13 protein-coding genes are annotated in these 12,791 nt (G+C 31.9%); 10 read left to right on the top strand and 3 right to left on the bottom strand.

The features are described from left to right. Nucleotides 1-24 precede the first annotated feature (24 nt). From waaF to P8J93_00545, 6 genes are read left to right on the top strand one after another with little or no spacing between them, the layout of a single operon-like run. Entirely contained in the window at nucleotides 25-1,041 is a 1,017-nt protein-coding gene (gene waaF, locus P8J93_00570) for a lipopolysaccharide heptosyltransferase II (GenBank protein MDG2060298.1), read from the top strand. 9 nt (nucleotides 1,042-1,050) lie between these two features. Next, entirely contained in the window at nucleotides 1,051-2,157 is a 1,107-nt protein-coding gene (locus P8J93_00565) for a glycosyltransferase family 4 protein (GenBank protein ID MDG2060297.1), read from the top strand. Further along, the gene (rfaP, locus tag P8J93_00560) at nucleotides 2,150-3,019 is read left to right on the top strand and encodes a lipopolysaccharide core heptose(I) kinase RfaP (GenBank protein ID MDG2060296.1); all 870 of its coding nucleotides are present in this window, start codon (nucleotides 2,150-2,152) and stop codon (nucleotides 3,017-3,019) included. The genes P8J93_00565 and rfaP overlap by 8 nt, the downstream gene beginning before the upstream one ends. Before the next feature lie 5 nt (nucleotides 3,020-3,024). Next, nucleotides 3,025-4,281, top strand: coding sequence for a glycosyltransferase family 4 protein (locus P8J93_00555; GenBank protein ID MDG2060295.1), 1,257 nt, complete (start codon nucleotides 3,025-3,027; stop codon nucleotides 4,279-4,281). Further along, the gene (locus P8J93_00550) at nucleotides 4,282-4,989 is read left to right on the top strand and encodes a class I SAM-dependent methyltransferase (GenBank protein ID MDG2060294.1); all 708 of its coding nucleotides are present in this window, start codon (nucleotides 4,282-4,284) and stop codon (nucleotides 4,987-4,989) included. Then, nucleotides 4,986-5,999 carry a prenyltransferase gene (locus P8J93_00545; GenBank protein MDG2060293.1) on the top strand — a complete coding sequence of 338 codons (1,014 nt, stop codon included), beginning with the start codon at nucleotides 4,986-4,988 and terminating at the stop codon, nucleotides 5,997-5,999. The genes P8J93_00550 and P8J93_00545 overlap by 4 nt, the downstream gene beginning before the upstream one ends. A gap of 13 nt (nucleotides 6,000-6,012) precedes the next feature. Here the strand turns inward: P8J93_00545 and P8J93_00540 are convergent, their stop codons facing one another. Then, nucleotides 6,013-6,624, bottom strand: a complete 612-nt coding sequence (locus P8J93_00540; GenBank protein ID MDG2060292.1) for a class I SAM-dependent methyltransferase — start codon at nucleotides 6,622-6,624, stop codon at nucleotides 6,013-6,015. 49 nt (nucleotides 6,625-6,673) lie between these two features. Here P8J93_00540 and P8J93_00535 point away from each other — a divergent pair, with 49 nt between their 5' ends. Next, nucleotides 6,674-7,555: an alpha/beta hydrolase gene (locus P8J93_00535; GenBank protein ID MDG2060291.1), complete on the top strand. Its 882-nt coding sequence runs from the start codon at nucleotides 6,674-6,676 to the stop codon at nucleotides 7,553-7,555. A gap of 22 nt (nucleotides 7,556-7,577) precedes the next feature. After that, nucleotides 7,578-9,002, top strand: coding sequence for a bifunctional D-glycero-beta-D-manno-heptose-7-phosphate kinase/D-glycero-beta-D-manno-heptose 1-phosphate adenylyltransferase HldE (gene hldE, locus P8J93_00530; GenBank protein MDG2060290.1), 1,425 nt, complete (start codon nucleotides 7,578-7,580; stop codon nucleotides 9,000-9,002). Between the two features lie 2 nt (nucleotides 9,003-9,004). Here the strand turns inward: hldE and P8J93_00525 are convergent, their stop codons facing one another. Beyond that, the gene (locus P8J93_00525; protein ID MDG2060289.1) at nucleotides 9,005-9,937 is read right to left on the bottom strand and encodes a hypothetical protein; all 933 of its coding nucleotides are present in this window, start codon (nucleotides 9,935-9,937) and stop codon (nucleotides 9,005-9,007) included. After that, nucleotides 9,930-10,883, bottom strand: a complete 954-nt coding sequence (gene rfaD, locus P8J93_00520; GenBank protein MDG2060288.1) for an ADP-glyceromanno-heptose 6-epimerase — start codon at nucleotides 10,881-10,883, stop codon at nucleotides 9,930-9,932. Before rfaD ends, P8J93_00525 begins: the two co-directional genes overlap by 8 nt. A 61-nt stretch (nucleotides 10,884-10,944) precedes the next feature. Between rfaD and waaA the strand changes: the two genes are divergently transcribed. After that, a complete protein-coding gene (gene waaA, locus P8J93_00515; GenBank protein ID MDG2060287.1) occupies nucleotides 10,945-12,231 on the top strand; it encodes a lipid IV(A) 3-deoxy-D-manno-octulosonic acid transferase in 1,287 nt (428 codons plus the stop codon). Between the two features lie 210 nt (nucleotides 12,232-12,441). Then, entirely contained in the window at nucleotides 12,442-12,780 is a 339-nt protein-coding gene (locus P8J93_00510) for a P-II family nitrogen regulator (protein ID MDG2060286.1), read from the top strand. The last annotated feature ends 11 nt before the right edge of the window (nucleotides 12,781-12,791 follow it).

The raw sequence follows: 12,791 nt of genomic DNA, 5'->3' as shown, positions 1-12,791 counted from the left end.
TAAGGTCTTAGTTACTTTTACGAAATGAGAATTCTAATTATTGGTCCTTCTTGGGTTGGAGACACAATTATAGCTCAAGGATTATTTAAGAAATTAAAGGAAACTTATCCAGAATCTTCTATAGATGTTTTGGCACCAGAGTGGACTCTTTCTTTACTAGACAGGATGAAAGAAGTTTCAAATTCAATTTTATTACCTTTTTTACATGGAGACTTATTAATAAAGAGGAGATGGAATTTAGGCAGAAATTTAAAGGATACTTATGATTGGGTTCTAATACTTCCTAATTCTTTAAAATCAACAATAGTGCCTTTGGCAGCAAATATACCTAAAAGGACTGGATGGTTAGGAGAGTTAAGACATTTTCTTCTTAACGATACTAAGAAGTTGGTTATGAAAGATCACCCTTTAATGATTCAAAGGTTCTGCGCTTTAGCAAATAATTTTCAACCAGTTGGTGATGATTATAATTTTCCTTCCTTAGAGGTTGATGTTTCAAATATAGATAGAATAAGTAAGGAATATGATCTAGATTTTAAGAATAATCCCATAATCCTTTGTCCAGGAGCTGAATTTGGACCTGCAAAAAGATGGCCCACAAAGAAGTATGCTGAAGTAGGCGACCACTATTTAGATCTTGGGAAGCAAGTTTTATTGATTGGATCAAAAAAAGATATGTTAGTTTGTGCTGAAGTGGCTGGAAATATGAAATTAGAAAAAGAGTCTTCTTTTTTTGATCTTAGTGGAAAAACTTCCTTATTAGACGTAGTTGATATTATTTCGCAAGGAACAGTGATATCTAATGATTCTGGTTTAATGCATGTAGCTGCAGCTGTAGGCTCTTACCAAGTTGCTCTTTTTGGTCCTACAGACCCAGAATTTACTCCTCCTTTAAATGTAAGAGCTAAAATTCTTAGAAAATCTAAGGGCTATAGTAAAGTTAGAGAAGGGAAGGGAGAGCATGGTTATCATGAAAGTTTATTAGAAATTTCTTCTATAGAAGTAATAGATGAAATAGATAATTTAATAAAAAAAATATAGAGTTGGCATTTGACAAAGAAAGTAGCATTAGTAATTTTTCGGTATTTTCCTTACGGAGGCCTGCAAAAGGACTTTATTAATACCGTATTAGAACTGTCTAAAAGAAACCTAGACATAACCATATTTTGTAGAGAATGGTCTGGAGATATGCCTAATGGAGTCAAAATCCATAAAATAGAAACTTATGGGTTAAGTAATCATAAAAAGAATCAAAATTTTTATCATCAGTTACAGAGAGATCTTGCATCTTTAGGTCCAGATTTAGTATTTGGTTTTAATAAGATTCCTAATTTGGACCTATATTTTGCAGGAGATACATGTTATCTAAATTCAAATAAGCAAAAGAATTTCCTTTATAAGTTGACCCCTAGGTTCAAGCAGTTTAGTTTTTTTGAAAAAGAAGTTTTTGCACAAAATAAGAAAACAAAAATATTTTTATTAAATAAAAAACAAAAGAACATCTTTTATGAGGAGTATAAAACAGAAGAATCAAGATTAAATATAGTGCCTCCAGGTTTACCAGATGACTGGATTGACAAAAAAAGTTCTCTTGATTTGAGGGAGGAATTAGGAATAAAAAAATCTTCTAAATTATTGCTTTTTGTAGGTTCTGACTTTTCAAGAAAAGGTTTGGACAGATTAATAATGGCCTTTGCATCTTTGGATATAGAAAATGGAGACTTTTATTTATTAATTGCAGGAGATGATGATAGTAAAACTTTTAAGAGCCTTACAACTAAATTGGGCATAAATAATAGAGTCAAATTTATGGGCCCTAGGCATGATATCCAAAGATTGATGATGAATTCTGATTTACTAGTGCACCCAGCTAGAGAAGAAGCAGCGGGCAATGTCATTGTAGAAGCTATGGCATCACTTTTACCTGTTTTAGTGGCACAAGAAGTAGGATATTCAGATTTGGTATCTGAAAAAGAGGCAGGTATGGTAATAGATAAGCCATTTACTCAAATAGGTTTAAATAAAAATTTACAGCAAATGGTTCAGTTAGAAAAATTAAACTTTTATAGAGAGAAGTTAAAAACCTTATCAAATGAATTTTTTTATTCTCGTTACACTTTTATATGTAATATTGTTGAGAAGTATTTAAATGAATGAAGTCATTTTCTTAAATAATAAAATTAAAGATTTTTTTGCTGGAAAAGATCCATTTGAATGTGCTAAAAATATTGATGGGACTATTTTTAGGGATTTAGATAATAGAGTAACTAAAGAATTTTTTTTAGATGGTGAGTTATATTTCATAAAAATGCACTTAGGAATTGGATGGAGTGAAATATTAAAGAATTTACTCCAACTAAAGAAACCCGCTTATGGGGCATACGATGAATGGATGGCACTTATTAAACTTAAAGAGATAGGCATCAATTGTCCTGAACCTCTAGCCTTTGGAAGAAAAGGCAATAACCCATCAAAACTAGAATCATTTATAATTACTAAGTCTTTAATAAATACTTCCTCCTTAGAAGAAATAACTCTTTCTTGGAAGTTAAGCCCTCCTTCAAAGGGCTTAAAAGATCTTCTAGTCAAGAATGTAGCTTCTCTTTCAAGAAAACTTCATTTAAATGGTATGAATCATAGAGATTTATATTTGTGCCATTTTCATGTAGAAAATGATGGTACTCATAATATCATTTATTTGATAGATCTTCACAGAGCTCAGATTAGAAATTCCATTCCAAATCGTTGGAGGGTAAAAGATATAGGTGGTTTATTGCATTCAGCTATTAATTTAGGCTTCTCAGAAAAAGATTTTTATAGATTTTTTATGATTTATTTTAATTGTTCTCTCAAAGAACTCTTCTTGTATCATAGAAGGTTCATTAGGCTATCATCTTTAAGAGCTTTCAAGATGTTTATGAAGCCTAGGACTGATAAAAGAATTAATAGAGCTTTACTTAATTTTAAAAATTATAAAAAGCTTGCAAGGGCATTAAAAAATTTAAATAAGGATATTTAAGATAGGTGAAACAAAAAGATAAATTAAAGATTGGTTTAATAAGTTATAGAAGTAATCCCTTTTCAGGAGGTCAAGGCATATACATAAGACATTTAAGTAATGCATTATATGAATTAGGTCATGAAGTTGAGGTTATTTCTGGTCCACCATATCCTGAGATTCGAAAAGAAATATCTTTAGTAAAGATACCTAGTTTAGATCTTTTTGCTTCTCAAAACAGGTTAAAAGAATTTAAGTTAAATTTTTTAACTTCATATATTGACTTAGTTGAGTGGTTGAGCGTGATGACAGGAGGCTTTCCTGAACCTTATACCTTTGGCAGAAGGTTAAAGAATTTTTTGAAGAATAAGAAGGGAGAATATGATATTTTGCATGACAATCAATCTCTAGCTTCTTCACTTTTAACTATTCAATTAGAGTTTCCTCTTTTATCAACTATTCATCATCCTATATCGAGAGATTACAAGTTAGAATTAGACAATGCTAAGTTTTACAAGCAGAAACTGTTAATAAAAAGATGGCATAGCTTTTTAGGCATGCAAATGAGAGTTGCAAAGAGGTTGGACAACATTCTTTGTGTTTCAAAACAATCTTCATTAGATGTAGCTGAAGATTTTGGTGTCAGCCCAAGTAATATTTCAGTAGTTCTGAATGGGGTGGATATGAATGTTTTTAAACCAAATAATTTAGTCCAAAAAGTTCCTAATAGACTTGTAACAGCAGCAAGCGCAGATGTGCCTTTGAAAGGCTTAGAATTTCTTATAAGGTCTCTTCCTGAAATCAGATCCTTTGCGCCTGAAATTAGTTTAGAAGTCATAGGTAGAGCTCAAGAAGGGGGGCAGGTTGACAATCTTATAAAAGAACTTAAATTACAAAAAGTTGTCAATTTCAATCATGGATTATCAGAAAAAGAAGTAGCCAATTTATATTGTTCATCAGAAATTGCTGTTATTCCTTCTTTATATGAGGGTTTTGGTTTTGGTGCTGCAGAAGCTATGGCTTGTGCTTTACCTGTTATATCTACAACTTCTGGTGGTCTTTCTGAGGTTGTTGGCGATGCTGCTAAAATCATTCCTTCTGGCTCTTCAAGAAAGATTTCTGAGGCCGTAATCCTCTTATTGAAAGATGAGTCAAAAAAAAGGTCCTATGCAGAAAAGGGTCTTTCAAGAATGAAAGAAGACTTCTCTTGGATAAATTCTGCAAAATTAACAGTCCAAGCATATCAAGACACAATGAATAAATTTCAGAATAAAGTAATTTGAATGTTAACAATTAAATCTTCAAAATTAAATTTAAGTTCTAAGTGCAAGGTTCTTGATATGGGGTGTGGCGAGGGAAGGCATACAATTAGTTTCAATGTCTTTGACGAGGTTGATTCTTTTGGGTTTGATTTATCTCTTGAAGATTTAAAAAAAGCAAAAGAGAAGCTAAAGGATTTTAATACTGACTTAATTTCTTCAAAATGCCACTTTGGGAGTACAGATATTCATAGCTTACCTTTTTTAGATAATACTTTCGATGCTGTTATTTGTTCAGAAGTACTTGAGCACATTGAGTCAGTGCCAAAAGCAATATCTGAATTAGTTAGAGTTTTAAAACCCAAGGGGGTCTTAGGAATAAGTGTCCCAAGATTTTTGCCTGAATGGATTTGCTGGAAACTCAGCAGAGGTTACCAAGAAATGCCAGGAGGACACATACGTATTTTTAAACAAAGTCAATTAAGAAATTTGGTAGAGGAACACAAAGTAAATTATTTATCATTTCATTGGGCTCATGCTTTGCATTCACCATATTGGTGGCTTCAGTGCCTATTTTGGGAAACTAAAGAAGATTCAAGTTTAATTAAGCTTTACCATAAATTTTTGGTCTGGGATTTAATGAAGAAACCTTTTATAACAAAACTGTTAGAAGTAATATTTCAGCCTTTAATTGGTAAAAGCTTAGTTATGTATTTTAAAAAAGATATATGAGCACTCCAAAAGATTTAGATTTTTATCAAGAATCAATTAATTATCTCTTAGATGTTCAACTAGAAGATGGAGCTATTTCTTGGGAGAAAGATGCTAAATTAGATCCTTGGGATCATGTAGAATCTGCTATGGGCCTAGCTATTGGAGGTAAAATTAAAGAATCAAAACAAGCTTTTTATTGGATGAGAGATAATCAAGAGACAGATGGATCTTGGTTTTCTGAATATATTGACGGTAAAAGTTCTGTTACAAAAAAAGAGTCAAATTTTATTGCTTATATTTTTACTGGTTTATGGCATAACTATTTAATAACTGAAGATAAGTTATTTTTAAATGAAATGTTTGAAACTATGGATATGGCTAAGAATTTTATTCTTGATCTGCAAACAGAACTTGGAGATTTTTACTGGGCAAAAGAAGACGACAAGATCTTAGATGATTCGTTGATAACTGGTTGCAGTTCTATTTATAAAAGCTTGGAATGCGCTGAAGCAATTTATAAAACATTAGGGAAAGATTATGATGATATTTCTAAATCTAAAATCTCATTAAAAAGATCTCTAATCCAGAATCCTGAAAGGTTTGATAGGAATTGTCTAAGTAAGGAAAGATTTAGTATGGATTGGTACTATCCTGTTTTATGTGGAGTTATTTCTGGTTCGGAAGCCTTAAGTAGAATTAATAAAAAATGGGATAAATTTGTTGTACCTAGTTTAGGTTGCAGATGCGTAAGTGACGAACCTTGGGTTACTGTGGCTGAAAGTTCAGAATTAGTTTTAGCACTTTTAGTCCTAAAAGATGGTAAAAGAGCTGAGAATCTTTTTAATCATCTCCATCAATGGAAGGATAAAGTGGATAATTTGTACTGGACGGGATATGTATATGCAGATAAAACATTTTGGCCAATAGAAAAACCTACATGGACAGCTTCAGCTGTTTTATTAGCAGCAGATGCTCTATATAACTTTAGTCCTGGAAGTGCTTTGTTCCTCAAAGAATGGGGATCTTAAAATGATTCTCAATTTATTTTTTTTTTAAGATTCCAAGACTTTTTACCATCGGCAATTCTTCAAATAGACCACTATTTTTTGCTAAGCAATATATTTCATAGGGTGGTCTGCCGCCGTCTTTAGGATCTGGGAAAATATCATGTATTGCTAATATTCCTCCTTTAACAAGCTTTTTCATCCAATTTTTATAGTCATTAAAGGCTGCATCTCTACTATGACCACCATCTATAAAAATAAAAGATAACTCTTTTTGTAAATTCTTAGCAGCCTTTTCTGATGAAGAAACTATTGGAATTACGTGTTTTTGTAAGCCGGCTAATCTAATAGTTTCTAAAAAAAAAGGTAGAGTATTGATGCCATTTCCTTCTTCATTCAAAAGATCAGGATCATGGTATGCTTCTCCAGGCTGCTGTTCTTCAGAACCTTGGTGATGATCAACAGAGTAAAGTATTTGCCGACATTCTTTTGCAGCCTGACCAATATATAGAGCAGATTTACCACAATAACTTCCAATCTCAAGAAGAGGACCAATAGATGAGCATTCTTTAGCAAGGTGATACAATGCCTCACCTTCTTTATGGTCGAGGAAACCTTTAATAAGTTTTGGGTCTAAAGAGAGGTTCATATTTTTTATTAGTCCGGTATCATTTATTTTTAATTTTAGTCTAAAGTCTATGGAAAGAAATAGTTTTATTAATTCAAAAGAAGAAAATTTTTCAGTTTTAGAATTAGTTAAGAATAATTCTAAGCTGAATTTTTTATTTTTCCATGCAACTGGATTCAACGGCCTTACTTATAAATCCCTATTGGAATCATTGTTTAATAACTCACTGCAAGATTTGAATGTAAGAGCGATAGACTTGAGAGGTCATGGCATGACCAAGGCTGAAGATGATCATAAGATTCTCAGTTCTTGGTCTATTTATGTTGAGGATTCTTTGGAGTGGATGAATTCATTAGATGGCGATTTTATAGTAGCAGGTCACTCTATGGGGGCTATAGTTGCATCAAGATTAGCTGTAGCCCTGCCTGAAAGGGTGAAAATGCTTGTTATGCTAGAACCAGTGCTATTTAGCCCATTTAATAGCTTGAAATTTAGGGTTATGTCTAAATTAGGTTTATCTAGATCAACCGATATGATAAATGCTGCCTCTAACAGAAGGCATGTCTTTTCTAGTCGACAAGAAATATTAGATTCTTACGAAGGAAGAGGGGCATTTAAGACTTGGCAACTTTCATGGATAGAAAATTATGTAGTTGGAGGTTCTATTCAAGATGAGGAAGGAAAAACGCTACTGTCTTGTCATCCTTCCTGGGAAAGTAAGACATTCAGTACTTCTGCAATGGATAATTGGAAGTTCTTGAGAAATATTTCTTGTCCTTGTTATGTTGCGACAGGTGGAATAAATTCTACATGTTCAAATTCATCTAGGAAGGCATTAAAAAATTTAGGAAGTAATTGGGATTTGGAACATTTTTCTGATGCAACTCATTTTCTTCCAATGGAAAAAACTGAAACTCTGATTGACCGTATTAATCAATTTATGAGTAAATGAAAGAGTTATATGAAGGAGTGCTATGGAATTAAAAGCTCTAAAGAAAGCTAAAGTCCTAGTTGTAGGTGATTTAATGCTCGATCATTATATTAATGGAAGTGTAGATCGAATATCTCCAGAAGCTCCTGTGCCTGTTATTAGACCAAAGAATGAAGAGTTCAGGTTGGGAGGGGCAGCAAATGTAGCTACTAATATTTCTTCTTTAGGAGGAAAACCAAAACTATTAGGGATTATTGGTAAAGATAATGAAGGTTCTCAGATAAAAAAATTATTAAAAGAATCTTCAGTTAGTAATGTATTAGTTGTATCTAAAAAACCTTCAGTTACAAAGCAAAGGATAGTTGTATCCAAACAGCAAATCTTAAGACTTGATAAAGAAGATTTTTTCTCAAAAGATGATTCTTTAGAATTAAAAAAAATCTTTATAAGAGAAGCAAAAAAATATCCTCTGGTGATCCTATCAGACTACAACAAAGGTTCTCTTCGAGAGGTTCAAAAGTTTATTAAAATTGCAAACAAAAAGGGAAGTAAAGTTTTGGTTGATCCTAAAGGAGAAGATTTCAAGAAATATAAGGGCGCTTCAATTTTAACTCCAAATTATAATGAATTTTGTCGTGTTTTAGGTATTCCTAAGAATGAATCTGATTTGACTAAGAAAGGTCATGAATTAATAAAAAATCTTGGCTTAGAAGCTTTGCTAATTACTCGTGGACCAGAGGGTATGACTCTACTCCGGCTTGAAAAGAAAAAAATTCTAAGAAATGATTTTTTAGCAGAAGCAAAAGAAGTATTTGATGTCTCAGGAGCTGGAGATACTGTGTTGGGAGCTTTTGCTTTAGCACTTTCATCGGGAATGGATATAGTAGAATCAGTAAAATTAGCAAACATAGCAGCAGGAATTGTTGTTGGAAAGTTCGGAACATCAGTTGTGAGTTTAGATGAGATATTAAAAAAATTATCTCAAAGTAGGCCTTCCAAACTCTTAACTCATAAAGAGGCTATTTCATGTATTCTATCAGCAAGGAGTAATCAAGAAAAAATAGTTTTTACAAATGGGTGTTTTGATATTTTACATTTAGGTCATGTTGCTTATTTACAAAAGGCTAAGGATCTAGGAGAAAAATTAATAGTTGCAGTAAATTCAGATTCATCTGTGAGAAACTTAAAAGGAAAAAGGCGACCAATCAATAAATTAGCAGATAGAATGGAAGTATTAGCTTCTTTGGAATGTGTAGATTGGATAATCTCTTTTTCAGAAGATTCTCCTGATAAGGTTATAAAAAAATTAAAACCCAATGTATTGGTCAAAGGAAATGATTATAAGATAAAAGAAATAGCTGGTAGTGATTTTGTAAAATCTTATGGCGGAGAAGTGAAAACCATTCCTTTGATAAAAGGAGTTTCAACATCTTCTATTGTAGAAAAGATTGGGAAAGTTAGCTCTTAGGCTTATTTACTAGGATAAAATTCTTTACCTAATTCTTTTGATGATTTAAATCTTCTATGTACCCAAAGATACTGTTCTGGAAAATTATTGATAACTTTTTCATATTCATTATTCATAGATTTTAAAAAATCGTCAGATTTTAGACCTGTATTGAGCTCTATTAATTCTATTTGGTAACTCAAGTCTTTTCTATCTACGTTTAGAAATACTGTCCTTATATTTTGTGTAGCAAAATAAGCTGGAAGTTTTACTGTCGCTGCTTTGTGGCCAAAAAAACTTATGAATTCAGATACTTGTTCTCCATAATCTTGATCTGCTGCATACAAAAACTTTAGGCCTTCTTTTATCCATCGTATAGCTTTCTTTGTTTCAGACCTGTTTACTACACCTGTAAATATAGAGTTTCTTGCTTTTATCATAAAGTGATTTATTACAAGATTGTTTTGTGGTCTATACATTCCACCTAAGGATAGATCTCGAGATAGAAGTCGAAGATCTAATTCTAGATGGGTAGAATGCTTAATAAGCACAAGGACACCTTCTTTATTTTTTTCTAAATCCTCTATTTCCTTTTTATTTACAAATGAAGTTTTAATATTCTTTATTCTTTTGTCACTTGCCCACCAACCTAGGGCCATTTCAAAAATTCCTATACCAAAATTAATAAAATTCTCCTTAACTAGGAAATTTATTTCTTTAGATTTCTTTTCAGGAAAGCAAAGCTTAATATTCTGTTCAGCTATCTTCCTTCTTCTTTTTGCAACTTTATATAAGAGTAATCCAAGTATTTTTCCTAATTTAAAAGTAAACCGCATAGGCATCTTGCTTATCAAGAAAAGGCATAAGATTCCAAGCCAGGTTGAAAGATACTTAAATCTAAAATGACTACTTTTTAAAAAAGTATCAGTATTCTTAGGAATAGAAGGGTTATTCATTTTTTGGCCAAATAGAAAAGTTATCTAAATAGCTTTTTACACCTGATTGGACATCTCTAAATGGTTTTTCATATCCGCACTCTCTTAATTTAGATATATCAGCTTGAGTATAGCTTTGGTAGGAACCTTTTAAGTTTTCAGGAAATGGAATATAACTAATTTTACCTTTTTTGTTCCATTTTATTACTGCATCTGCAACTTCATCAAAAGTTTGGCTTTTTCCAGTACCTACATTGAAAATCCCTGAAGCATTTTGGTTTCTCATGAACCAGATATTTACATCAATTACGTCATCAACATAAATAAAGTCTCTACTTTGTTTTCCTGCTTTAAATCCGTCATATTCTCCAAATAATTCTATATCCTCACCTTTACTTAATTGCTGATGCAAGTGAAAAGCTACACTAGCCATTTTTTTTTTATGAGATTCCCTTGGACCATAAACATTAAAATATCTTAGACCAACAACTTGAGATGATAATTTATTTAAGTTTGATCTAACTAATTGATCAAATATATATTTAGAATAGGCATAAAGATTAATAGGTCTTTCATTCTCCCTTTCTTCTTTAAAGTTACCTTCATTGCCATATACAGAAGCAGATGAAGCATAAACTAGAGGAATTGTATTTTGTAAACAAAATTCTAAAATATCTTTCGAAAAGTAAAAGTTATTTTTAAGTAAAAAATCACAGTCCCATTCGGTTGTATCAGAGCAAGCCCCTTGGTGAAAAATGTAGTCTACTTTTTTTTGCAAAGTACCTTTATTTAATTTTTCAGAAAACTCTTTGATACTTATTAAGTCCTCTACATCACAATCAGATATATTTATCTGATTTTCTAATGTTGAGTCATCGACAGCAAGTATATTTTTGAAGCCTAATGAGTTTAAGGTTTTGATTAAGTTTGATCCGATAAAGCCATTGCTTCCAGTCACTATTATCATTCTTTGCTTTTTATAATTTTAGCTACAGTTTTTATAGGTGGGGCCATGTTAACATATCAATATGGTCTTGATCTTATACACCTTCCTTTCTTATCTTCTTTTACCTTTTTTCTTTCTTAGATTGATAATAAGGGGATTAAAAGATAAAGATCATTGGAATAGATGGCATGAAAGACTAGGAATTTCAATTTTAAATAAACCTATTCGAGAAGTTCTATGGGTGCATGCAGTTTCAGTTGGAGAAGTAAATGCTGCAATGCCCTTACTTAGATCTCTCCTTGCAAATTATCCAGATAAAGATGTTCTTGTTACCACTTCGACCTTAACTGGATCAAAAATTTTATTATCTAAGATAGGAGACAGAGTCTACCATCAGTATTTACCTTTTGATCTCCCGTATTTCATAGATAGGTTTTTATGCTTTTGGGAGCCAAAAGCTCTAATTTTATTAGAAACTGAACTCTGGCCTAATATTGTTAATTCATGCCATAAAAAAAATATATTTACATTTTTAGTTAATGCGAGGCTTTCAATAGAGTCCTTAAATAAATATCTATATGTAAAAAAACTTTTATCCGAAACATTAATAAAGGTCACAGCTATATTTACTCAATATGAAACAGATGCTTCAAGGTTTAAGTATCTTTGTCCAGAACATTTAAGTATAGAGGTGTGTGGTAATTTAAAATTTGATTATGATCCTCCGAAAGAAATAAATATTATTTCAGAATCAATACGTCAAGATTGGTCTATAGAAGGCAAAAATAGGCCAACATTTATAGCTGCTAGTACTCATGAGGGAGAAGAAGAGATAATTTTAGATGCATTTACCGAGATCTTAAGATTTGATCAAGATTCATTGTTGATATTGGTTCCTCGTCATCCTGAGCGGTTTGATAGAGTCTTTAAAAAAATTAAGAAAAGAAATTTTATCATTGCAAGAAGGTCTTTAGATGACGATATTTCACAAGAGGTTAATGTGCTTCTGGGAGATACAATGGGGGAATTGAGCCTACTATATTCTGTTTCAGATGTCGCATTCATAGGTGGCTCCCTAATAGATCACGGGGGTCAGAATCTTTTAGAACCAGCATCAATTGGTCTTGCAATCTGTTCAGGAAAAAGTCTTAGAAATTTTGAGGATATTTCCAACCAATTAAAAAAAGTAAAAGCACTAGAATTAGTAGAAAACCAAAAGAACATTAAAGATTTTTTTATATCTGTTACAAAGGATAGCGAACTTAAAGAATCAATGGAAGTAGCAGCTAAGAGAGTTTTCCTAGACAACAAAGGTGCAGTTAATTCTATACTGAGATTATTAGATAAATATCTAGTTCAATCTAAATAAATACCAATTTCACTTTACTACTCTCATCAAGAAATGAGTAGGTGCAAATAATTAGTGCGCTTTTTTATTACTTGCACCTTTTTAAAACTTTTTTGCAATGAAAATCCCTAAATAAATTGGCATAGAAATTGCTTATTAATTATATAGTGGCTATAAATCTTTATTTGTCTGAGATATGATTTAGTTAAAGTTTTTATATAAGGAGGAAATATGAAATTAGTTACCGCAATTATCAAACCATTTAAGTTAGACGAGGTGAGGGAGGCAATGTCCTCTATTGGAGTTAACGGCTTAACTATAACTGACGTTAAAGGATTTGGAAGACAAAAAGGGCATACAGAGCTTTATAGAGGATCTGAATATGTTGTTGATTTTTTACCCAAAACTAAAGTAGAGGTCGCCGTTTCTGATAAATCAGTTGATTCAGTAATTGAAGCAATTCTTTCAGTAACTAATACTGGCAAGATTGGAGATGGAAAAATATTTGTTTCAGATTTGTCTCAAGTCATTCGAATTAGGACAGGTGAACTTGATGAAGACGCCCTCTAGTTAATTAATTA

The organism is SAR86 cluster bacterium, assembly GCA_029268615.1.
Taxonomy (GTDB): Bacteria; Pseudomonadota; Gammaproteobacteria; order Magnimaribacterales; family Magnimaribacteraceae; genus JAQWNM01.
Note: the sequence above shows the minus strand (reverse complement) of the source record. Positions and strands in the feature narration are given on the sequence as shown.

Bases quoted from the DNA above. Each gene is read 5' to 3' on its own strand.
- rfaD (MDG2060288.1), bottom strand. From the start codon at position 10,883: ATGATAATAGTGACTGGAAGCAATGGCTTTATCGGATCAAACTTAATC.
- P8J93_00540 (MDG2060292.1), bottom strand. From the start codon at position 6,624: ATGAACCTCTCTTTAGACCCAAAACTTATTAAAGGTTTCCTCGACCAT.
- hldE (MDG2060290.1), top strand. From the start codon at position 7,578: ATGGAATTAAAAGCTCTAAAGAAAGCTAAAGTCCTAGTTGTAGGTGAT.
- P8J93_00545 (MDG2060293.1), top strand. From the start codon at position 4,986: ATGAGCACTCCAAAAGATTTAGATTTTTATCAAGAATCAATTAATTAT.
- P8J93_00550 (MDG2060294.1), top strand. From the start codon at position 4,282: ATGTTAACAATTAAATCTTCAAAATTAAATTTAAGTTCTAAGTGCAAG.
- rfaP (MDG2060296.1), top strand. From the start codon at position 2,150: ATGAATGAAGTCATTTTCTTAAATAATAAAATTAAAGATTTTTTTGCT.
- waaA (MDG2060287.1), top strand. From the start codon at position 10,945: ATGGTCTTGATCTTATACACCTTCCTTTCTTATCTTCTTTTACCTTTT.
- P8J93_00510 (MDG2060286.1), top strand. From the start codon at position 12,442: ATGAAATTAGTTACCGCAATTATCAAACCATTTAAGTTAGACGAGGTG.
- P8J93_00525 (MDG2060289.1), bottom strand. From the start codon at position 9,937: ATGAATAACCCTTCTATTCCTAAGAATACTGATACTTTTTTAAAAAGT.
- waaF (MDG2060298.1), top strand. From the start codon at position 25: ATGAGAATTCTAATTATTGGTCCTTCTTGGGTTGGAGACACAATTATA.
- P8J93_00535 (MDG2060291.1), top strand. From the start codon at position 6,674: ATGGAAAGAAATAGTTTTATTAATTCAAAAGAAGAAAATTTTTCAGTT.